The organism is Tritonibacter sp. SIMBA_163 (assembly GCF_046535935.1).
In the GTDB taxonomy this organism is placed as follows: domain Bacteria; phylum Pseudomonadota; class Alphaproteobacteria; order Rhodobacterales; family Rhodobacteraceae; genus Epibacterium; species Epibacterium scottomollicae.
This window is the reverse complement of sequence record NZ_JAWJBP010000017.1, coordinates 31,828-54,155: the sequence shown is the minus strand read 5'-3', so window position 1 is coordinate 54,155 and position 22,328 is coordinate 31,828. Positions and strand designations below refer to the sequence as shown.

Genomic DNA, 22,328 nt, shown 5'->3' with positions numbered 1-22,328 from the left:
CATGTCACCTGCATCGCGCACGTGGCCAAGTTTTCCGACATGGAGGCACAGCGACAGCGCGTCGTCCCCTTCAGATGTCGGTCGGTACGACCCAAGGAGACCACCCATGGCTGAACGTTCCTTTGCCAAGGAAGTCCAAAAACTGAAACAGGGAGATGGAGAGACCTTCTCGGGCGAAGGGATCCTCGCCATCACCAAGGCGCTGCTGGAAAATGGCGTTGGATATGTCGGGGGCTATCAGGGCTCGCCGATTTCGCATCTGATGGATGTTCTTGCAGATGCGCAGGAGATCCTCGGAGAGCTGGGCGTCCGGTTTGAAGCCTCCGCAAGCGAGGCCACCGCAACGGCGATGCTGGCGGCATCCGTTCATTACCCCATTCGCGGAGCGGTCACCTATAAATCCGTTGTCGGGACCAATGTCGCCTCCGATGCGCTGTCCAATCTGGCCTCGGGCGGCGTAACCGGCGGCGCGCTCATCATTGTCGGCGAAGACTACGGCGAAGGCTCTTCGATCATGCAGGAGCGCACCTATGCCTTTGCCATGAAAAGCCAGGTCTGGATGCTGGACCCGCGCCCCAACCTGCCCTCGATCGTTGCCGCAGTTGGGGATGGGTTTGAGCTGTCGGAGGCCAGCAACACGCCGGTGATGCTGCAGATGGGCATCCGCTCCTGCCATGTGCACGGCTCTTTCGCCGCCTCCGACAATCGCCGTCCCGACATGACAGTGAGCCAGGCGCTGGAAAGCCCCCGCCGGGATCTTGAGCGGATCGTCCTGCCCCCTGCCACCTATCTCCATGAGGCGGAGAAGCTGACCAAACGCAAACCCGCGGCTGAACGCTTCATTCTGGAACGCGGCCTGAACGAGCGGTTTGGGCAGCCATCTGGAAAGGTCGGTCTGATCATTCAGGGCGGGACCTACAACACGGTGATCCGCGCGCTGAACCGTCTTGGGCTTGCCGATCTTTATGGCGATACCGATCTTGATATTCTCTGCCTCAACTGTGTCTACCCGCTGGTCGAAAGCCAAATCCTCGACTTCTGCAAGGACAAGGAGGCCGTTCTGATCGTCGAGGAAGGCCAGCCCAACTACATCGAACAGCAGATCGGGCATATGCTCTACAAGGCCGGCAAGCGCGTCACGCTTGAGGGCAAGGGCATGCTGCCGATGGGGGGCGAATATACCGGACAGGTGATGCTGCACGGGCTTGGGGAGTTTCTGACGGCATATGCGCCGGGCCTGATGCCAGCCGCCGCGGTCACCAAGAATGAAGCACCAGCGCCGATCCCAGATCTGTCCGACGTTCTGCCCGCACGCCCGCCGGGGTTCTGCACCGGCTGCCCGGAGCGGCCGATCTTTGCAGCGACAAAACTGGTCGAGCAGGAACTGGGTGAGCACCACATTTCATCGGACATCGGCTGCCATCTGTTTTCGATCATGCCGCCCTTCGATCTTGGCGCAACAACGATGGGATATGGTCTGGGTCCGGCCTCGGCTGCGGCGTTTCACAACGAAGACCCGCATGGCCGTCGCTCGATCTCCTTCGTCGGGGATGGCGGGTTCTGGCACAATGGTCTGACGTCGTCTGTGGGCAATGCGGTCTTCAACAAGTCCGACAATGTGATCGTGATCGTCGATAACTTCTATGCTGCGGCGACCGGCGGGCAGGACATCCTATCATCCCGCGCAGACAACAAGACCAAGCAGACGCAGAACTCCATCGTCGAGGCCTGCCAGGGCATGGGCGTCAAATGGATCCGCCAGATCGACAGAACCTATGACGTCACCAAGGTCCGCGACACGCTGAAAGAGGCGCTGACCACACAGGTTGCAGGCCCGAAGGTCATCGTCGCCTCCTCAGAATGCATGCTGAACCGGCAGCGTCGGGAGAAACCACTGTTGGCCAAGGCCACCAAGGAAGGCAAGCGCACCGTGCGGCCACGCTTTGGCGTCGATGAGGACATCTGCACCGGCGATCACGCCTGCATGCGGCTTTCGGGCTGCCCGTCCCTGTCGGTCAAGGATACCGGCGATCCGCTGCGCGATGATCCGGTCGCAGCCATCGACCAGACCTGCGTCGGATGCGGCAATTGCGGCGAGGTCGCCGATGCCGCCGTGCTCTGCCCCAGTTTCTATCAGGCCGATATCGTATCAAACCCCACCCCGCGCGAAGGCCGCAAGGCGCGCAGGACCCAGAAGATCATTGATTGGCTGCAACGCAGGCGTGACGCGAAACGCGTGGTCTTCGCCTGAAGGAATTGACAACATGAACATTCAAAACACCTCGATTGCCGCCCGCCGTTCGCCCAGCGCAGAAGGTGAAAAGATCATCACGCTGGCCGCACTTGCCGTTGGTGGCCAGGGCGGTGGCGTCCTGACCAACTGGATCACCGCCGTCGCGGAGGCCAATGGCTATCGTGCGCAATCCACCTCGGTCGCGGGTGTGGCCCAGCGCACGGGGGCCACGATCTACTATGTCGAAATGTGTCGCGACACCGGCCGTATGCCGGTCTTTGCCCTGTCGCCCGCCGAAGGGGACGTCGACATCCTGATCGCATCCGAACTGATGGAAGGCGGCCGCGCGATCATGCGTGGCTTTGTGACGCCGGGGCGCACCACCCTGATCGCTTCGACCCATCGCATTCCTGCGGTTGCGGAAAAAACGGTTCCCGGAGATGGGCGTGCCGATGGTCAGAAGGTGATCGAAGCCATGGGCATTGCCGCCGATCATACGGTGGCCTTCGACATGGAGGCGCTGGCAAAATCTGCCGGGTCGATGATCTCGTCCTCGCTGCTGGGCGGGCTGGCCGGGTCTGGCGCCCTGCCCTTTCCCAAGGAGAGCTATGAGGACGTGATCCGCGCCTCAGGCCGGGGCGTCGAGGCCTCGCTGCGGGCTTTCAATGATGCGTTTGACTGCGCCACGGGTAAACAGCAACCGCCACAGCCCGAAGCGGAAACGAAGCAGATCGAAACGCTGCATGTGCCATCCCGCCATCAGGACAAATGGGCGCAATTGCAATCGCGCCTTACCGCCTTGCCCGCCGCATCCCAGGAGATGGCGGGATTAGGGCTGACCAAAGTGGTGGATTATCAGGACCTTGCCTACGGCGAGCAGTATATGGACATGGTCGAAACTCTGGCCGTGACGGACAGCGCTCCGTTCGAGATGACCATTGCAGGGGCGAAATACTGCGCCCGCGCGCTGTGCTACGATGACATTCTGCGGGTCGCTGACATCAAGACCCGCGCCAGCCGGATGACCCGTGTGCGCGACGAGGTTGTGGTGGGTGATGACCAGGTGTTGATGGTGACCGAGTATTTCCATCCGCGCTTTGAAGAATTCACCACAACACTGCCCGGCTGGCTTGGCAAGCGGCTGCGCAACTCATCCCGTCTCGAAGCGTTCTACTCGCGCTATCTAGACAAGGGGCGCCGGATCCGAACCGACCGGCTGCGTGGGTTCCTGATGCTCTGGGCGGTGTCGGCGCTGCGGCCCTGGCGCCGGTCTTTGCTGCGGCATGAAACAGAGATGGCCCATATCGACCAGTGGTTTGCCACGGTGACAGATGTGGCCCAACGTGACCGTGCTCTGGCGACGGAGCTTTTGGCCAACTACCGGCTGATCAAGGGCTACTCAGACACACATGTGCGCGGCCATTCGAAATTCGCCCGCATCATGCAGGCGCTGCCCATTCTGCAAGGGCGGCCCGACGCGGCGGACTGGATGCGACGACTGCGCAGTGCCGCCTTGGCCGATGAGTCCGGGGCGCAGCTCGAGGGCGCGCTCGCCACGGTCCAGAGCTTCGCCGGAGACGCTGCATGAGCGGCCCCATTCACATCATTGGCGCCGGGATCAACGGTCTTGTGGCCGCCGCGGATCTGGCCGCACGCGGGCGCAAGGTTCAGGTTTGGGAGCGCGGCCCCACCCCCGGCGGGGCGGTGCAGACCAAGGCGCTGACACTGCCCGGTTTTCACCATGACGTGGCTGCGATGAACCTCTCGATGTTCGCAGGCTCCGGCTTCATGGCGCGCCATGGCGCGGAGATGGCCCGTCATGGGCTGGAGCTGGTGTCCGTTGATCGTCCCTTTGCCCAGGCGATGACACCGGGCGATTTTGTCGGCGTGTCGACAGATATCAACGAAACGCTGGCGAGCTTTCACAGTGAGCAGGACAAAGACACCTGGCAGTCATTGATGCGCGAATTCCCCGAGAAGGCCGCGGTAATCGGTGGGCTTCTCGGGACGCCAATGACGCGAACAGCGCTGCTGAAGTTCGTTTGGCGACAGTGGCGCAGCCTGGGGCTCGGCAAGATGACCGATATCGCCCGCCTGCTGATGACCTCACCGCGCGACTGGCTACAGGATACGTTCGAAGATCCCCGGTTGCATTGCGCCTTTTCCACCTGGGGATTGCATCTGGACTTTGCGCCGGATGTTGCAGGTGGGGCCATCTTCCCGTTCCTCGAGGCTCTCGGCGGACAGGCACAGGGCATGGTCATCGGCAAGGGCGGTGCCGCGACCGTTACGGACGCGCTTGTGCGGATGATCGAGGCCCATGGCGGCAGCGTCACCTGCGATGCCGATGTCCGCGCCATTTCCCACACGCACGGAACCGTCACGGGCCTGAGCGTCAATGGCGAAGACATCGCCGCCAAGACGGTGCTGGCCGGACTGGCGCCGCGTCATCTGTCCACGCTGATTGGCGATAGCGGCCACGCCCGTTTTGATGCCGGGCTTGACGCCTTCCGCCACGCACCAGGCACGATGATGATTCACCTTGCACTGGATGGCCCGGTGCCGTGGGCTGCCCCCGAATTGGGTCGCTTTGCCTATGTACATGTCGGCCAGTCCATCGACGCTACCGCGCAGACCTATCAACAGGCGATGGCCGGTTTGCTGCCGGACAGCCCGGTGTTGGTGGTTGGGCAACCTTCGATCTTTGATCCGACACGCGCGCCGGAGGGAAAACAGACGCTCTGGGTGCAGGTTCGCGTCCTACCTGCGGATATCGCAGGGGACGCCAAGGGCAAGATCTCCGCACGGGACTGGGATCAGGCCAAAGCGCCATTTGCAGCCCGCGTGATTGATCAGCTGGAGGAGCAGGCACCGGGAGTGCGGGACCGCATTCTCGCCCAGACCGTAGTGTCGCCGAGAGATCTGGAAGCTGGCAACCCCAACCTCGTGGGCGGCGACCAGCTCTGCGGCTCGCATCATCTGCGGCAGAACTTTCTGTTCCGCCCGGTGCGTGGGTTCGCCGATGGCACGACCCCCATCAAGGGGTTGCATATGATCGGAGCAGCGGTCTGGCCAGGCGCCGGCACCGGCGCCGGTTCGGGGTTTTTCAAGGCACAAGACCTTTGACCGCCCTGCGGTCGCCCCTGCCCGCATGGGCAAAACACAAAAAATAAATTGGGTCGAAACAGGCCCGCCAACAGGAGAGAGAAGACATGAACACTATGAACCGTCGTGGTTTCCTAGGCACCTCAGCCTTTGCAACCGCTCTTGCGGCCTCGGGCCTGCCGGTGATCGCCCAGAACGGGGGCGACCTGACCATTGCCTACAACGTGCCTGTGCAAAGCTGGGATCCGACCACCGGCCCGGCTGCGGTCAACCCGGTGCTGCAATCCATCTACCTGGCGGTGTTCGACCGCTTTGTCGGCCAGAACCCGGATCTCAGCTTTGACGCCGGGCTGCTGACCGACTGGGGGTTCAGCGAGGACAAATCCCAGATCCACATGACCGTCCGCGAAGGGGTGACCTGGCAGAACGGGGATCCGCTGACCCCGGATGACATCGTCTGGTCGCTGACCCGTGCCGCCCAGTCCGAAACCGGAAACCCGATGCAGTTCGTCTGGTCCAAGATCGGAAATTTCCAGATCGACGGGCAGCGCATCACCGCAGATGTGATCGAGTTCGAACCGGCCTTGTTCAAATGGATGGCGTTCCTGACGGCCTTTGTTCTGCCCAAGGACTATTACGAAAGCGTCGGCTCCGAAGGGTTTGAGAAAGCACCGATCGGATCTGGCCCCTATATGGTGGATACATTCGAACCCGGCGCCTACGTCCGCCTGAAAGCCTACGACGGCTATTGGGGGGCGGCTCCGGAGTTCTCCACCGTGACGATCAAATTCGTGACCGATGCGACCTCGCGCGTGGCCGAGGTGGAATCCGGCAACGCGGATATTACCACCAATATGCCCTACGAAGATTACGATCGCCTGATCGCCAAGGACGGCCTGTCCGGTCAGGCGGTTCCGATCACCGATATCGGCATGATCTTCCTCAACGACATCGGGCCGATGCTCGACAAGAATGTCCGCCTCGCGGCCCATCACGCCATCGACAAGGAGCTGATCATCGACCGGCTTCTGAAAGGCTATGGCGTGCCGCTCTCCACCCTCGAAGTGCCCGGCTATGCCGCCTTCGACGACAGCATCACGGTGCCCTACGACCCGGAGCGCGCCAAGGCGTTGCTGGCAGAGTCCGGCTATTCCACGGACAACCCGGTCAAATTCACCATTCAGACGACCAAGGGCTTTAAGCCCAAGGATTATGAAATGGTGCAGGCCATCGTCGGACTGTGGCGTCGTGTCGGCATCGAAGCCGAAATCGAAGTGTACGAGATCGCCAAACACTACGAGCTGCGTGCCACCGACCAGCTGGCGCCTGCGGCCTTCTACAACTGGGGCAATTCGATCGGTGATCCGTCGACATCTACGGGATTTTCGATGTTCGGCCCTTCGCCACACGCGGTCTGGGACACCCCGGATCTGGTGGAAAAAATCGGCCCGCTGTTCGTGGAAGCCGACGAAGAAAAGCGCATCCAGGGCTACAAGGACGTGTCCCGCTATATTGCTGAAGAGGGCTATGTGATCCCGCTCCTGCAATATGTGATGCCCATCGTCTACCGCTCGGATCTGAACGTCGCGGCCTATACCTCTGGCGACCTGCTGCCCCAGGCCGTGACATCCGTCTGATCTGTCAATCTCCTGCTGCCGGCCCGTTGCGGTCGGCGGCATCGAAGCGGAGTACCTTTGATGTTTCTCAGGACAGTGCTGTCCCGTCTGTTGACGACCCTTGTCACGCTGTTTGGCGTTGCGGTTGTTGTCTTTGTTCTGGTGCGAGTGGCACCAGGCAATCCGATCGCCATGATGCTGCCGCCGGGTGCGAGCGAGGACGACATCGCCCAGCTGACGGCCCTCTACGGGTTCGACAAGAGCCTGGTCGAACAGTTCGTCATCTGGATTGGCGGGGTGGTTCAGGGCGATTTCGGCACCTCCATCACCCTGCGCCAGCCGGTCGCCGATCTGGTCCTAGCCCGCCTTCCGGCGACGCTGGAGCTGTCATTCTTTGCCTTGCTGATCGCGGTCGCCATCGGCGGTGTGGCTGCCGTGATCGGGGCGCGTCGACGGGGCAGTCCGACGGAGGCCGCCGTCGACCTGACCAGTGGCGCTGTGCTCTCGATTCCCGATTTCCTCTGGGGGCTGCTGTTTGTCCTGCTGTTTGGTGTGCTCTGGCCCGTTCTGTCTATTTCCGGGCGTCTCGATCCGAGGCTCGAGTTCGATTTCCTCACCAACTTCGTGGCTATCGAGGGGCTTTTGCGGGGGCGTTTCGACGTCGCTGGCAGCGCGTTTTCACATATGCTGATGCCCGCGCTGTCGCTGGCGCTGCCGTTGGCGGCGTTGATTGCACAATTGCTGAAGCAGAACCTCAAGGAGGTTCTGATCCAAGACTACACCACCTTGTCGCGGGTGCGCGGGTTCTCTGAAACGCAAGTGATCCTGCGGGACGCCATGCGCAATGCCGCCCTGCCGACGCTGACGCTGGTTGGGGTGCAGTTCACCTTTCTCATCGGTGGCACGGTGATCGTGGAGCGCCTTTTTGCTTACGGCGGCCTTGGGAACATGGCCATTGATGCGGTTATCAATCGTGATCTGCCGCTGATCCAAGGCATCGTGCTGCTGTTTGCCGCCCTGTTTGTGGCCATCAACCTGCTGGTGGATCTGTCCTACACCCTTTTGAACCCGAGGTTGCGTCATGGCTGATGTCTCCCTGCAAACCACGCCCCGTGTCCGCTCGGGTCGCCGCAACCTGCGTCTGTGGTTGCCATTGGCCTGGATCACCACGCTGGGTCTGGCGGCCCTTTTTGCACCGCTGATCGCGCCTCATGATCCGCTCTATCAGGATCTGTTCCTCGAACGCCTTCCCCCGTTCTTCATGTCCGGCACGGAACCGGGCTATTGGCTCGGCACCGACAGTCTGGGCCGGGATGTTCTGTCGCGGGTCATCTACGGCACCCGCATCGCGCTGTGTGTCAGCCTGATCGCGGCAACGGCAACCTGTCTGGTGGGCTCGACCCTTGGGTTGTTGGCCGGGTATTTCGGCGGCTGGTGGGACCGGGTGATCTCTCGCCTCATCGAGATCTGGATGGCCTTTCCTCCGGTGCTGTTCGCGGTGTTGCTGGTGGCAGTTATGGGCACCGGTCTGACCTCGGTCATCGTAGCCATCGCCCTGATTGACTGGACCCGCTTTGCCCGTGTGATCCGCGCCGAGACCATGGTGCAGGCGCAGATGGATTATGTGGACAGCGCGCAGATCGGCGGCGCGCGGCGACTGACCACCCTGGTTTCGGAAATCCTGCCAAACGTGCTGCCGTCGATTGTCGCCCTGCTGATGCTGGAGATGGGCATCGCGGTGATCGTCGAGGCGATCCTCAGCTTCGTGAACTTGTCTCTGTCGTCGGATGTGGCGACCTGGGGCAGCATGATTGCCGAGGGACGCAACGCCATCCACTTTGCCTGGTGGGTGCTGCTGTTCCCGCTGATCGCCCTGTTCCTCACGGTGCTGAGCTTCTCTCAGCTCGGCGAAGGGCTGAAACAACGCTTTGATCCGGTGCTGCAATGACCATGTCCTCGACGCTGAACATCCAGAATCTGACCGTGTCCCTGCGCAGCGGCTTGCCGCTTCTGAGACGGGTCAACCTGACGCTAGAGCCCGGAGAGGTGCGCGCGCTAGTTGGGGAGAGTGGCGCTGGCAAGTCGATGATCGGCAAGGCCGTTCTGGGCACCCTGCCCCCGGCGACACGGGTGACCCACGGGCAGATCTTCCTCAGGGGTCAGGCACTCGATCACCTCAACGCCGCCAAGAGACGCCACTGCGTTGCCCAGAGTGCCGCTCTGATCCCGCAGGACCCGCTCACCGCACTAAACCCGGTACGCCGGATCGCGCCGCAGATCACCGACCCGCTGACCCGCATCCATGGCTGGTCTGCTGACCGTGCGCAGACGCGGGCACTGGAATTGCTGGATCGGGTCGAAATTCGTGATCCGGCGCGTGTCATGCGCAGCTACCCGCATGAACTGTCCGGCGGCATGCGTCAGCGCATTCTGATCGCCGCAGCCTTTGCACCCTCGCCGCCCCTGATTGTGGCGGACGAGCCGACCACTGCGCTGGACGTTACCGTACAGAAGCAAATTCTGAAACTTATCAGAGAGTTGCAAAAGGAAGTTGGCACCGCAGTGCTGTTTGTCACCCACGACATGGGGGTCGTGGCCAAGATCAGCCAGAAAGTATCCGTGCTATTTCAAGGCCGCGTCATGGAGGATTCAACCACCGCGGCGATCTTCTCCAATCCGACGCACCCCTACACGCGCGCGCTGATTGCCGCAACGCCCAGCTATGCCGACCCCGCTCGCAGCTTCTCTCCGGTGCCGCCCGAGCTGATCGCACAGATGAAATCAAAGATCGCACAGGAGGAGATCTGGTGATGGCCGCTCCCTTGCTCTGCCCACAGACTGCTCCCGCTCCGGCGTTGTTTTCGGTGCGCGGCCTGCGCCTGTCCTTTCCCGATACCGCCCATGCGCCGCTGTTTGCCCCCGCACCCCGGATCGAAGTTCTGAAAGGTCTCGACCTTGATCTGCCGCGGGGCCAGATCACCGGCATCGTTGGCGAGAGCGGCTCTGGCAAATCGACCCTGGGGCGGGTTCTCGTGCGCTTGCTGCGCCCGGATGCCGGTCAGGTTCTGCTCAATGGACAAGATATCGCCACGCTGGACGAGGCGGCGTTGCGTCCCCTGCGGCGAAACTTGCAGATGATCTTTCAGGATCCGATGTCGTCCCTCAATCCGCGCCACAAGATCTGGCGCATCGTTGCAGCCCCACTGGCGCGCTACGCGAATGAAACGTCCACCCGGAGCGGAAGCGCCGCGCGTCGGGATCAGGCTCTGCGGGCGCTGGAACGTGTCGGCCTCGATCCCAGCTTTGGCGAGCGGTATCCGCATGAGCTTTCCGGCGGGCAGCGCCAGCGCGTCGGCATCGCCCGCGCGATCGCACTAGAGCCGGAGTTCATTCTGGCCGACGAGATCGTTTCGGGCCTTGATGTCTCCAGCCAGGCGCAGGTGCTGTCGCTGCTCAAATCGCTGGCGCAGGAGATGAACCTGACCATCGCCTTCATCAGCCATGACCTGAGCGTGATCCGGCACCTATGCGACAATGTCATCGTATTGAACCGTGGTGAAATTCTGGAGAACGGCCCCGTAGAGCAGGTCTTTGCCGCCCCGCAATCCGAGATCACGCGCCTGCTGCTCGATGCCATTCCACTGCCAGAGCTGGACGACAAATGGTTCGACTGACCATGTAACGCAAGACAACGCCACAGTCCGCGCTGGCGCAGCGAGATCCAGTTCGGACCAACGGAGACAAACAAAATATCGCCCCTGTCGCGCCAGTGCGCTGCGCGGGCGAAATATTCACATTCTTGCGCGACTTGGCGCATTGAGGTTGCAAAAATCACCACACCCCAAGATCCGTCGCATTTTTATTTCAGACTTAAAGCTTCATGCTTGAAGAATTGAGAATGAGGCTCTACGCTTTTCGATATGGATACGGAACACCAAGAGGCTCAGAAGCGCCCGCTCCGCGCCAGCACACTCACCCAGGGAGACCGAATATGACCATCCGCTCACTCGCCACTGCCGCGTTTTTTGGCGCCTCAACCTTCACCGCAGCCGGCGTTCAAGCCGAAGAGGTGACGCTGAAGGCTGTCACGGCCTTTGCCACCGGCACAACTTTCTCCCGCGACTTCGAAGCCTTTGTCGACTGGGTCAACGAAAACGGCACAGGTCTGGTTCAGATCGACCTGCTGGGCGGGCCCGAGGCGGTGCCGCCCTTTGAACTGGGCAACGCGGTTCAGGCTGGCATCGTCGATATCGCGAACAACACCACCGCCTATTATCCCAACCTTCTGCCCACCGGTGATGCACTGCATCTGGCGCAAAACACCATTCAGGACCAACGCGCCAATGGGTGTTATGAGCTGATCGACAGCATTCACCAGCAGCAGATGAATGTGAAATACCTCGCCCGCGTGGGCGACAACATGAACTATCACCTGTATCTGGCGAAACCACTGGAGGGTCCGGACCTGACCGGTCTGACCATTCGCACCACGCCAGTCTATCGCGCCATGTTTGAAAAATTGGGGGCAACCCTTGTGCGCACCGCCCCGGGCGAGGTCTATACTGCCCTCGAACGCGGTGCGATTGATGGCTATGGCTGGCCCAGCCAGGGGGTTCTTGATCTTGGTTGGCACGAGCAGACAGCCTACCGGGTCGACCCTGGTTTTTATCAGGTCGATGTGAACTTCCTGGTGAACATGGACCGCTGGAACGACCTGAGCGCCGATCAACAGGCGCTGCTGGAACAGGCCGCCACCTGGATCGAGACGCAGAACGAAGAAAACATCGCGCGCAATCAGGCCGAAGCAGACGCACAGGCGGAAGCTGGCATTGAAACCGTCACCTTTGACGGCGCCGACAAGGAGCTATGGGCTGAGACCGCCCAATCCGCAGGCTGGGGCGAGGTGATGGAAATCGACGCTGAGCTTGGCCAGCAACTGCAATCCTGTCTGACAAAGTGAAGTGGCTGGGGCGGCCTCTGGTCGCTCCGCCGTTGTTCCCATGATGAACTTCAACCGCTGCTTCGGCGCGCTGACCACTGGCCTTGCCGTGCTCGCCGCCGCCATCCTTGCGGCGATCACGCTGGTGATCCCGTTAAATGTGTTTCTGCGCAACCTCGGCCTGCCGGTGATCTACGGCGCGCTTGATGTCATCGAGTACGGTCTGATGGCCATCGCCTTTCTGGGCGCCCCTTGGGTGCTGCGATTGGACGCCCACGTACAGGTCGACCTCGTGACCCGCGGGCTGCCACCGCGTGGGGCCCGCGTCGCCGCAATCCTGACCTGCCTGCTGGGGGCCATCACCTGTGCCGCGCTTGGCTGGGCCGGGCTGCAGGCCCTGATGCAATCATACGCGCGCGGCTCCATGGTGCGCACCGCGTTCACCTTTCCTGAATGGTGGACACTGACCGTCCTGCCGCTGTCGATGCTTCTGTGCATGATCGAATTCCTGCGCAAAATCTTCCGCCCCTCCGAAGACTCTGCGCCGCTGACCGGCCTCTGAAAGGAATTCCCATGGATTGGATTCTCACGCTTTCGCTGATGCTGGGGGGGCTGGCGGTCCTGCTGCTGATCGGCCTTCCGGTCGCCTTTGCCTTTATCACCGTCACCATGATCGGCGCGTTCGAGGTGTTGGGCGGGGATCGCGGCCTGCTGCAACTGGCCCGAAACTCCACCCAGTCGGTGGCCAATTTTCAGATGGCCCCGATACCCCTGTTCATCCTGATGGGGGAAATTCTGTTTCAGACCGGCATTGCCCACCGGGCCATAGATGCGATCGAACGCGTGGTGACCCGGGTGCCTGGCCGCCTGTCGGTGGTCACCGTCTTTGGCGGCACGATCTTTGCCGCTCTGTCCGGCTCTACCATCGCCAATACGGCCATGCTGGGCTCCACATTGATGCCGGGCATGCTGCAACGCGGCTACCATCCGACGATGGCCATGGGGCCGATCATGGCCTCTGGCGCGATCGCGATGCTGATCCCCCCGTCAGCCCTGGCCGTTCTGGTCGGCAGCCTTGCGGGCATCTCCATCTCGGGCCTGTTGATCGCGGGCGTGATCCCTGCGCTGATGCTGGCCGGTGCCTTTGTCGTCTACATCATCGGTCGCAGCATCCTGGACCCCAGCGTTGCCCCGCCGGATGATCTGCCTGAGATGACACTTGCAGAGCGCTGGCGCCCCTTCATGATCTACGTCGCGCCCCTGTCCGTGCTGTTCGCGGTGGTGATCGGAAGCCTGCTGATGGGATTTGCCACCCCGACAGAATCCGCCGCTCTTGGCTGTCTCGCAGCACTTGTGATCGGGGCCGCCTACCGCGCCCTGTCGCTGAGCAAGATCGCCAAGGCATTGATGGAAACGGTCAAACTCTCGGTGATGATCCTCTTCATCATGGCGGCCAGCCAGACATTTGCGCAGGTTCTGTCGTTCAGTGGCGCCACCAATGGTCTGATTGCTGCAATCAATGCGGTGGACCCGACCCCGACGATGGTGCTGGTGGGCATGATCCTGATCCTGCTGTTCCTGGGATGTTTCGTGGATCAGGTTTCGATGCTGATGGTCACGGTGCCGGTGTTTGTGCCGCTTGCGGCTCAACTGGGCATCAACGAGCTGGTTCTCGGCGTCGTCTATCTCCTGACCATGGAGATCGGACTGCTGACCCCGCCGTTTGGCCTGCTGTTGTTCGTGATGCGCGGCGTCGCGCCCGAGGGTATCGGCATGAAGCATATATATGCGGCAGTGACGCCATTCCTTGTCATCAAGCTCGCGGTATTGGCATTGATCGTCTGGCAGCCTGCCATCGGCACCTGGCTACCGGGGTTGATGGCGCACTGAGCCGTCTGTCCCGAACAGTCGCACCGGGCGACACGTGATCGCCAACCACGGCACTCTGTGCCGTTCTCCGGGCCCGCCATGACGCGGGCCCGGAAAGCTTACACAGAAGGCTCTCGCCGCCCCCGTTCATCTGCCACAGCCCGGCGGGGCCCAGCGCGATATCCTGTGCCTGCCCCGTCTCGACCGAATTCCGGCCTCCGCTGACATGCTAACCAGATCTGTGTGGGCGGCCTGACACCCGATCGGCCCGTCCTTCACAACGCCTCCACACATTCTGCGCGCGACCCCAACGCTCTGCCGCTAACTCGCGAAACATCTGACAGAGGCAGGGAGCGGCGAATGAAAATCACAAAATCCAGCGGAGGGTGGCCGACATCCGGACTGACCCTGCGCGACACGGCACTTTTGGTATCCATTGCTGTTGGAGCCTGTGCGGCCTCTGATCAGGAAGGGGAGATTGTGGCCAGAGCCATCAGCCCGCTCGAAGGGTATTGGACACTGAGCGATGCCCCCAATACCGTCTTGATAGAACCCTGTGAGACGGGATCAGAAAAGCTCTGCGGTCGGCTTGTTGTCTTTGAAGGGGACCCAAGCGCGCGCGACGCCTTCAACCCTGACCTTTTCGCCTGGGGGCAAAAGATCTGCAACAGTGTCGTCATCTCCGATCTCGAAGCAACCAAAGAGCCTCAGTCATATACAGGTCGATTTTATGATCCCGGAGAGGGCGAAGATCTCAATCTGATCATATCAATGACGTCGCACAATGTGATCGAAGCGCGCGCCTACTACGGAGCCAGCATTGACGAAGCGGTCGACCTGGGCGTGGCTGCCGCCACCGGTGAGCTACCCGTATTCGCGACGGTTTCCTACGCAACGCGTGCCATCATCGGCAAGAAACACCTGGGCGAGACCTTCAGCTGGGTCCGCACAGCACAACCGCAGCAACTGTGCAGCGACGCCCTCTGACCTTACTTTGAAGCCTGACGGAAGCAGGACAGGATCTGCCGCGCCGCCTCTCCTGTTGTGCGGCCATACGACGGTGATACGGAAACAGGGGAGTGGATTTCATAGATCCGCAGGCGGGTGAGCTTTTGATGTATTCTCCCGCAAACTCTTGAGAACAAAGACCAGCAGCGTTTGGCGTGCTACTCAACGACGCAAGACAAGGCTTTCTCTATTGTTCCGAGCCTGGATTCTTGCTTCATTCTCCCCGACAAGGGGACAATATTGATAAAAATACTTCACACTGCCGACCTCCACTTGGATTCACCACTCCGATCACTTGCGCTGAGAAATTCTGGCCTGCGCGACACCATTGCAGCAGCGTCCCGGAGTGCCTTCAGCCAGCTGATCGACCGCGCGATTTCCGAAGAGGTCGCCGCATTTCTGATTGCCGGTGATCTCTTCGACGGCAAGGAACGCACGGCTACAACCGGCGCTTTCTTGTTGGCAGAACTGGATCGGCTTGGTGATGCGGGTATCGAAGTCTTCTACATCAAGGGAAACCATGACGCGGAGAATCCGATAGCCGGAGCCCTCGACCTGCCCGCCCATGTCCATGTGTTCGACGCGCGCGGGGGCAAGAAACAACTGACCGATGACATCTGGATTCACGGTGTCAGCTTTGCCGATAGCCATGCCCCGGACAGCCTTCTCCCGCGCTTCAAATCACCGGTGCCGGGTGCGGTGAACATTGCCATGCTGCACAGCTCTCTTGGGGGGGCTGCAGGTCATGATGACTATGCCCCTTGCAGCATCACCGCGCTTGCAGAGATGGGGTTTGATTACTGGGCGCTTGGTCACATCCACAAGCGGCAGGTACATTCGCAAACACCATGGGTTGTGATGCCCGGCATGCCACAGGGCCGTGATATCGGCGAGGCTGGCCCCAAGTCCGCGACACTTCTTACGATTGATCGTGGATGCATCAATGTGAGTGAAGTGCCCACATCTGTCGTAGAATTTGTCCATACCGAGCTGGACGTGACTGAAGCCGACAATAACGAGACCCTGCGCGCACTGCTCAAGGCCCACCTAAAAGAGACGCGGCACGCAATCTCTGCACCCGCAGGCGTCCTCCGCTTGACTCTGACCGGTTGCCCTGCCCGCCATTGGAAATTCCTCAGGGACCGAGATGTCTGGAGCGAACAACTGGGCGAACTCGCCGAGAGCGCTGGCAATCTTTGGATCGACAAGCTGCTGTTCGCCTTTTCACCACCAAGCGCGAATGACACAGCCGGCAACGCCTCGGACGAGCTGGCCACAACCATGGCGACGATCCGCACGGAACCGGGGTTCACGGAGCTCGCGCGCACCGAGGTTGAGACAGTTCTGCAAGCTCTGCCTGCCACGATACGCGACAGACTGATGGCGGATGAAGCCGAGCGAGATGCCTTGGTCGAGCGCCTCGCGAAAGCGGGCGCAGACCTTGTGCTCGCGCAGATGAAGGGCGTGGAGAAATAATGCGGATCCAACGGCTTTCCCTCGACCGTTTCGGCCATTTTACCAACCGGCAGTTCGACTTCGGACCTGCGGGTGATGGTCATGATTTTCACATCATCTATGGCCCCAACGAAGCTGGTAAAACCACCACGATGGAAGCCGTCTTGCGCCTATTTTACGGCTTTCCAATACGCGAGAGCTACGCGTTCAAGCACCCGCGCAAGAACCTGAAAATCTCCGCGATGCTGGATTTCGACGGGGAGCTGCGAAATTTCACCCGTCTGCCTACCAGTAACGGCGCGCTGGTGGATGATACTGGTACTCCCGTACCGGAAGCGGCGCTGTCCGCTCATTTGGCCGGCCTGTCAGAACTGGATTACCGCCGCCTTCTCTGCCTCGACGATGAAACGATCGAAAGGGGCGGCGAAGAAATCGCCAACGCTGAAGGCGATATAGGGCGCCTGCTTTTTTCTGCTGCGGCGGGGGTCGCCGATCTCAGCAGCGTTTTGGACGGTATTCGTGAAAGGGCTGACGCGCTCTGGAAAAAACGCGGCCGCACCACACGCATCGCAGAACTAAAACGCGCCCTGATGGAAGTCGAAAAGGACATCAAGGCGCGCGACGTGACGGCCAGCGCGTGGAAGGCGCTCAAACGAGATCTTGGGAAGGCACAGGTCGCCGAACAGGCAGCGCGCACGGCACGCGATGCGTTAAACAGAGCGAAGGCCCGCACAGAGGCGCAACGACGCGCCCTGCCGCTGATCGCTGAGATACGCGAGCTTGAGCAAAACATAGCGCCTTGGTCCGATTATCCCGAGCATCTCGACTTTCATCCCGAGCGCCTGATTGAGCTGCGCAGTGATCGCGGCGTCGCCACGCAGAACATTGCACGCCTGACCGATGAAATCGCGGCACTGGAAAAAGATCGCGCAGCGCTCACGGTTGCGCCAGAGCGTCTTGAGCTCGCAACCGCCTTGGAAACGCTGGAGGACCTTGCTGCGCGCGACCGCACTGCACATCTCGACCTCAAAAGGCGACAGGACGAACATCAAGCGGCAGAGACAGCCATGCGGCAGGCAGCCGTAGATCTAGGCATCACATCGCCGGATACGGATCTGCAAGACCTTATCCTGTCGAGCGCCGATATCGCCGAATTGGAGACTGCCGGGGAGCGGCTGCGCTTGGCCATTTCAAAAGAAGCGGCCGAGGCCGACGAAGTCGTAGAACTGCAAGAGCGCGTGGACGCCGCCACCCAAGCCTTACAAGCTGACATGCCATCCTCTGAGGCTCCGGAAAAGGTTGGTGACATTCTGCTCCGGTTTGATGCGGACAGCCTTGCGCCCGCCCATGCAGCTGCGCTGCAAGCAATCGGGGTTGCGCAGGCAAAGCTCCGACGAGCCCTTTCGGCGCTCGCGTTCAACGGTGTCACATTCGACGCGCCGCCCGTCTGCCCCAGTTCGCGCCAGCAGGCAATAATCTGGTCCGAACGCCATCAGGACGTGTTGCGCGAGCTTCGTAAGACGACGGACAAACGGGACGAGTACCTAGAGGACGCGGAGGCGCGCGCCGCCCACGCCAACGCACTGACACGGAGTGCAAACGTTGTCTCTGACGCAGAATCTGAGGAGTTGCGCGGACTGCGTGACGCTCGATGGTCAGAGCATCTCGCGGCATTAGACACCGGCACTGCCAACAGTTTTCACACGGCGATGCAACTGCATGACAATGCCGCAGATACGCGATTGGCGCAGCATCGCGAACTGGCACAGCTGCGCGAGATTTCACAGGCCGAGGCCGAGGCGCGCGCACGCGCAGCACAGACCGAAACGCGTCTCGCATCCCTGCGCCAAGAACTCTCTAACATTGAGGCGGCGGTCCATGCGGCGGCAAACCAAGTGGGGCTTGCCGCCAGCATCATGCCTGTCGAGTGGCTGGAATGGGTGCATCGACACGAGGTGGCCAGTGACGATGCTCAGGCCCTTTGGGAAACGCAAGAGGCGCATCAATCAACACTGCAGCGCGCCGACGCCCTGATGGCAGAGCTTTCAGCTGTCCTGCCGGTCGCTCCTGCAGATCTCGATATCGCCCTGAAAACGGCAAGACGTCTGACCGAGGAGGAGCGCAAACAAGCAGAGATGCGTGTAAAGGCCGAGCACGTACTGCAACAGGCGCAACGTGATCTTTGCCGTCGTAGAGAGCGCCACGCAGACGCACTTAAAGCCAAGGAAAGTGCCGACCGGACCTGGCGCGCGCTTGTCAATGACCTTGCCGGAGCGCTGCTTTCGCCAGAACGTCTGATGGCCTCTTTGGAACCGCTGCGCGCCTTGCGCGAGTACGAGCAGACCCGCGCGAATGCTGCGCGAAGGGTCACAACAATGCAGGCAGACCAAAAGCAGTTCATCACGGAAGTCAGCACCTTAGCACACGCTCATGATGTTCCAGCCCAAACCACGGCCGCCGAAACATACGCGGCGCTCAAATCACTCGCCGAAGACGCGCGCTCGGCCCAGGAGAAGCGCGAGGCAATCGACACTGCAATAACGGCCGCCAAGGCCGACAAAGACACCCACACAAAGGCGCAAAACGCCATCGATCAAGAGGCCGCGGCGATCGCATCAATCTTCCCAAAGCCTGACGCGCTGCAGGATGTTGATCGTCTGCGTGAGGTCGTAACCCGCGCACAGAAGGTGATCGAAGACCGCGCTTTGCTTGAAAAGCGCACCCGCGAAGTCCTGTCCGAGCTTGAAACCACCGATATGGAGGCGGCTCGGGCTGAGCTTTCTCAAACCTCGGTCGCCGCACTGGAGGCCGCACTGGAAAGCCACGGCTCCGACCTTGCCCACGCCGAAGAAGAGCTGACCCGATCAATCCAAGCGCGGGTCACGGCGGAACATGCCCTTGCCGCGATCAAGGGCGACGACGCAGTTGCCACGCTGGTCGAACAAAAGGCGATGCTGGAACTTCAGTTGGAGGACGCTGCAGTGGAGCATCTTGAGTTGTCCTTGGGTCATCACCTCGCCTCCGACGCAATTCGACGCTACCGTGACAGTCACCGCAGCGGAATGCTAACGGCGACAGAGCAGTGTTTCTCCAGCCTCACACACGGTGCCTACCCCTCCCTCAGCACCCAGATCGACAAGGATAGCGAGGTTTTGCTGGCCGTTGACAATAATGGCGTCAGCAAAAGGGCGGATGAAATGTCAAAGGGCACGCGGTTCCAGCTGTATCTGGCACTGCGTGCAGCGGCGCACGATCAGCTTGTCGCTCAAGGCACGACACTTCCCTTTTTCTGCGATGATATTTTTGAAACCTTCGATGAGGCGCGCACCAGTGCCGCGTGTCGCGTCATGGAAACCATAGGTAGACGCGGACAGGCGATTTATCTGACCCATCATCGGCATGTGGTCGAGATCGCCAAGGCCGTTTGCACCACGCCACCCATTGTTCATGAGCTTTAGAGCGCGGCGGCCTTGGCGGATCTGTCTTAGCCCGAGGGCATCACATAGTGGAGTTGTTGGTGGTGCTTGCGTGCCCGGCCCCGGATATCACTCCACACGGTAGGACAAACCGCCGACGATCAACGTTTTTCTCCGCCATATGCTGTAAGGCTGCTCGCAAGTGTGACGCCATACGAGAGCCAGTTGCCTTGCCGTTTCACGTCATGCCAGCTCTTTGGCGTGTTCGCGAAGGACAAACTTCTGGATTTTGCCCGTGGAGGTGCGTGGGATCGGCATGAACACGAACTGTCCCGGTACTTTGTAGGACGCCAGCTGCTCCTTGCACCACGCACGCAAAACTGTCGCATCCACGGTTTCACCGCCGACCAATTCCACAAAAGCGCAGGGCGTTTCGCCCCATTTTTCATGAGGCATCGCAACCACTGCGACAGTCTCAACCGCAGGATGGCGATACAGCGCTTCTTCCACCTCGATCGACGAAATATTCTCGCCCCCCGAAATGATGATGTCCTTGGAGCGATCCTTGAGCTGGATATAGCCGTCCGCGTGACGCACCCCCAGATCACCGGAATGGAACCATCCCCCTGCAAAGGCCGCCTGCGTGGCCGCAGGATTGCGAAAGTAGCCCTTCATCACGACGTTGCCGCGAAACATCACCTCGCCCATGGTTTTGCCGTCACGCGGCACGGGCTGCATGGTTTCGGGGTTCAACACGTCAAGACCTTCGAGCGGCAGATAGCGCACGCCCTGACGGGATTTCAGCGCCGCTTGTTCCGCCGCAGGCAGGTTTGACCAGTCTTGATGCCAGTCATTCACCACGGCGGGTCCGTAGGTTTCGGTCAGCCCATAAAGATGCGTCACGTCGAAACCTGCGGTTTTCATATCTGCCAACAGCTTTTCGGGCGGCGGGGCCGCGGCCGTGAAGACCTGAACCGTCTGGCTGAGAGGGCGTTTTTGAGCTTCGGGGGCAGAGATCATCAGAGACATCACGATCGGTGCGCCGCAGAGATGGGTGACGCCCTCCTCCGCCAAGGCGGTCCAGATCGGCTCTGCCCTGACCTGGCGCAAACACACATGGGTTCCGATAATCGCCGACAGGGTCCAGGGGAAACACCAGCCGTTGCAGTGGAACATGGGCAGGGTCCACAGATAGACCGCATGTTTCGCCATCGAGGTGGTCAGCGCATTGCCCTGCGCCAAGAGGTAAGCACCACGATGATGCGAGACCACGCCCTTCGGGTCGCCGGTGGTGCCGGAGGTGTAGTTGATTGAAATCGCGTCCCATTCATCCAGCGGCATCAGCCAGACAAAATCGGGATCACCCGTGGCGAGAAACGCGTCATAGTCCTGCAGATCAGTTTGGATCTCAGCCTCGGAGAACTCAGGATCATTGTACTGAATGATCAGCGGCTTCACTGTTGCCAGTGCCAGCGCCTCTTGCACCAGAGGCATGAATTCGCGATCCACAATGACCACTTTCGACATGGCGTGGTCCAGCTGAAACGCGATCACGGATGCATCAAGGCGCGTGTTCACCGAGTGCAAAACTGCACCGCACATGGGCACACCATAGTGGCATTCCAGCATCGCAGGCGTATTGGCCAGCACGGCAGACACCGTATCCCCACGCCCGATGGCCTGCTGCGCCAAAGCAGACGCCAGTTGGCGCGACCGCGCATAAAACTCCGCATAGCTGCGACGCAATGCGCCATGCACGATCGCTGTGTGTTCCGGAAAGACCAACGCTGCCCGTTCCAGAAATGTCAGCGGTGTCAGCGGCTGGTGGTTTGCGGGATTGCGGTCCAGGTCGGTGTCGTAGGGGTTCGCACTCATGCCTCAGGCGTCCTGCCAATGGGGGCTGCGCTTTTCAATGAATGCGCTGATACCTTCGCGCGCGTCCTGCGCCAGCATATTTTCGACCATCACGCTGGAGGCGTAGTCATAGGCGTCAGACAGCGACATGTCGCGCTGCGCGTAAAAGGCACGTTTTCCGGTCGCCAGTGTCATGCTGGATTTGGATGCGATCTTGCGTGCAAGCTCCATCGTCGTGTCTTGCAACACGTCTGGCGCAACGGCGTGGTTTACAAGACCGATCTCCGCCGCCCGCGTGGCTGACGTCATATCGCCCGTCAGCAACATCTCCATCGCGTGTTTGTTCGCCACGTTGCGCGACAGCGCCACCATCGGGGTGGAGCAGAACAGCCCGATATGTACGCCCGGCGTGCTGAATGATGCGCTATCCGACGCAATCGCCAGATCGCAGCTTGCAACCAGCTGGCAGCCGGCGGCAGTCGCAACACCGGTGACTTCGGCGATGACCGGCTTGGGGCAATTCACGATGCCCTGCATGACGCCCGCACACATCGACATGATCTTGGCAAAATAGGCTTTGCCACCATCGTCTGCGCTGCGTCCCGCCGTCATTTCCTTCAGGTCGTGACCGGCACAAAACGCAGGACCGTTGGCGGCCAGAACAACGACGCGCACGGCTTGGTCCGCCCCCGCTGCATCAAAGGCCGCGCCGAGCTCTGCCAGCATCGCCTCGGACAGTGCATTGCGCCGCCCAACATCATTCAGTGTCAGCCGTAGAATTCCGCTCGCGTCCAGATCACGCTGCAGGATGTCGGAGGTGGTCAAGACGATAC

At 60.8% G+C, this 22,328-nt stretch carries 16 protein-coding genes; 14 read left to right on the top strand and 2 right to left on the bottom strand.

Going from position 1 to position 22,328, the window contains the following annotated elements:
* The first annotated feature begins 106 nt into the window (after positions 1 to 106).
* The 14 genes from R0J92_RS17880 to R0J92_RS17815 all read left to right on the top strand — a co-directional run bounded on the left by R0J92_RS17880 (position 107) and on the right by R0J92_RS17815 (position 19,683).
* Entirely contained in the window at positions 107 to 2,251 is a 2,145-nt protein-coding gene (locus R0J92_RS17880) for a thiamine pyrophosphate-dependent enzyme (protein ID WP_411052619.1), read from the top strand.
* 13 nt (positions 2,252 to 2,264) lie between these two features.
* Positions 2,265 to 3,821: an indolepyruvate oxidoreductase subunit beta family protein gene (locus R0J92_RS17875; RefSeq protein ID WP_411052618.1), complete on the top strand. Its 1,557-nt coding sequence runs from the start codon at positions 2,265 to 2,267 to the stop codon at positions 3,819 to 3,821.
* Entirely contained in the window at positions 3,818 to 5,359 is a 1,542-nt protein-coding gene (locus tag R0J92_RS17870; protein WP_411052617.1) for a phytoene desaturase family protein, read from the top strand. Before R0J92_RS17875 ends, R0J92_RS17870 begins: the two co-directional genes overlap by 4 nt.
* 86 nt (positions 5,360 to 5,445) lie before the next feature.
* Positions 5,446 to 6,975: an ABC transporter substrate-binding protein gene (locus R0J92_RS17865; RefSeq protein ID WP_106164494.1), complete on the top strand. Its 1,530-nt coding sequence runs from the start codon at positions 5,446 to 5,448 to the stop codon at positions 6,973 to 6,975.
* Positions 6,976 to 7,035: 60 nt separating this feature from the next.
* Positions 7,036 to 8,043 (top strand): ABC transporter permease, encoded by a 1,008-nt coding sequence (locus R0J92_RS17860; RefSeq protein ID WP_411052616.1) that lies wholly within the window; start codon positions 7,036 to 7,038, stop codon positions 8,041 to 8,043.
* Positions 8,036 to 8,902 carry an ABC transporter permease gene (locus tag R0J92_RS17855; RefSeq protein ID WP_106164492.1) on the top strand — a complete coding sequence of 289 codons (867 nt, stop codon included), beginning with the start codon at positions 8,036 to 8,038 and terminating at the stop codon, positions 8,900 to 8,902. The genes R0J92_RS17860 and R0J92_RS17855 overlap by 8 nt, the downstream gene beginning before the upstream one ends.
* A complete protein-coding gene (locus R0J92_RS17850) occupies positions 8,899 to 9,765 on the top strand; it encodes an ABC transporter ATP-binding protein (RefSeq protein ID WP_411052615.1) in 867 nt (288 codons plus the stop codon). Before R0J92_RS17855 ends, R0J92_RS17850 begins: the two co-directional genes overlap by 4 nt.
* On the top strand, positions 9,765 to 10,628 hold the full coding sequence (locus R0J92_RS17845; RefSeq protein ID WP_411052614.1) for an ABC transporter ATP-binding protein: 864 nt from the start codon (positions 9,765 to 9,767) through the stop codon (positions 10,626 to 10,628). The genes R0J92_RS17850 and R0J92_RS17845 overlap by 1 nt, the downstream gene beginning before the upstream one ends.
* A gap of 317 nt (positions 10,629 to 10,945) precedes the next feature.
* A complete protein-coding gene (dctP, locus tag R0J92_RS17840; protein ID WP_411052613.1) occupies positions 10,946 to 11,914 on the top strand; it encodes a TRAP transporter substrate-binding protein DctP in 969 nt (322 codons plus the stop codon).
* 40 nt (positions 11,915 to 11,954) lie between these two features.
* On the top strand, positions 11,955 to 12,455 hold the full coding sequence (locus R0J92_RS17835) for a TRAP transporter small permease (RefSeq protein ID WP_411052612.1): 501 nt from the start codon (positions 11,955 to 11,957) through the stop codon (positions 12,453 to 12,455).
* Positions 12,456 to 12,466: 11 nt separating this feature from the next.
* Positions 12,467 to 13,783 carry a TRAP transporter large permease subunit gene (locus R0J92_RS17830; RefSeq protein WP_106164489.1) on the top strand — a complete coding sequence of 439 codons (1,317 nt, stop codon included), beginning with the start codon at positions 12,467 to 12,469 and terminating at the stop codon, positions 13,781 to 13,783.
* 339 nt (positions 13,784 to 14,122) lie between these two features.
* On the top strand, positions 14,123 to 14,749 hold the full coding sequence (locus R0J92_RS17825; protein WP_411052611.1) for a DUF2147 domain-containing protein: 627 nt from the start codon (positions 14,123 to 14,125) through the stop codon (positions 14,747 to 14,749).
* Positions 14,750 to 15,010: 261 nt separating this feature from the next.
* Positions 15,011 to 16,246 carry a metallophosphoesterase family protein gene (locus R0J92_RS17820; RefSeq protein ID WP_411052610.1) on the top strand — a complete coding sequence of 412 codons (1,236 nt, stop codon included), beginning with the start codon at positions 15,011 to 15,013 and terminating at the stop codon, positions 16,244 to 16,246.
* Entirely contained in the window at positions 16,246 to 19,683 is a 3,438-nt protein-coding gene (locus R0J92_RS17815; protein ID WP_411052609.1) for an AAA family ATPase, read from the top strand. The genes R0J92_RS17820 and R0J92_RS17815 overlap by 1 nt, the downstream gene beginning before the upstream one ends.
* Positions 19,684 to 19,884: 201 nt before the next feature.
* Here the strand turns inward: R0J92_RS17815 and R0J92_RS17810 are convergent, their stop codons facing one another.
* Both R0J92_RS17810 and R0J92_RS17805 read right to left on the bottom strand, forming a co-directional pair.
* Positions 19,885 to 21,516, bottom strand: a complete 1,632-nt coding sequence (locus R0J92_RS17810) for an acyl-CoA synthetase (RefSeq protein ID WP_411052608.1) — start codon at positions 21,514 to 21,516, stop codon at positions 19,885 to 19,887.
* Between the two features lie 3 nt (positions 21,517 to 21,519).
* Positions 21,520 to 22,320, bottom strand: a complete 801-nt coding sequence (locus tag R0J92_RS17805; RefSeq protein ID WP_411052607.1) for an enoyl-CoA hydratase — start codon at positions 22,318 to 22,320, stop codon at positions 21,520 to 21,522.
* Positions 22,321 to 22,328 lie beyond the last annotated feature (8 nt).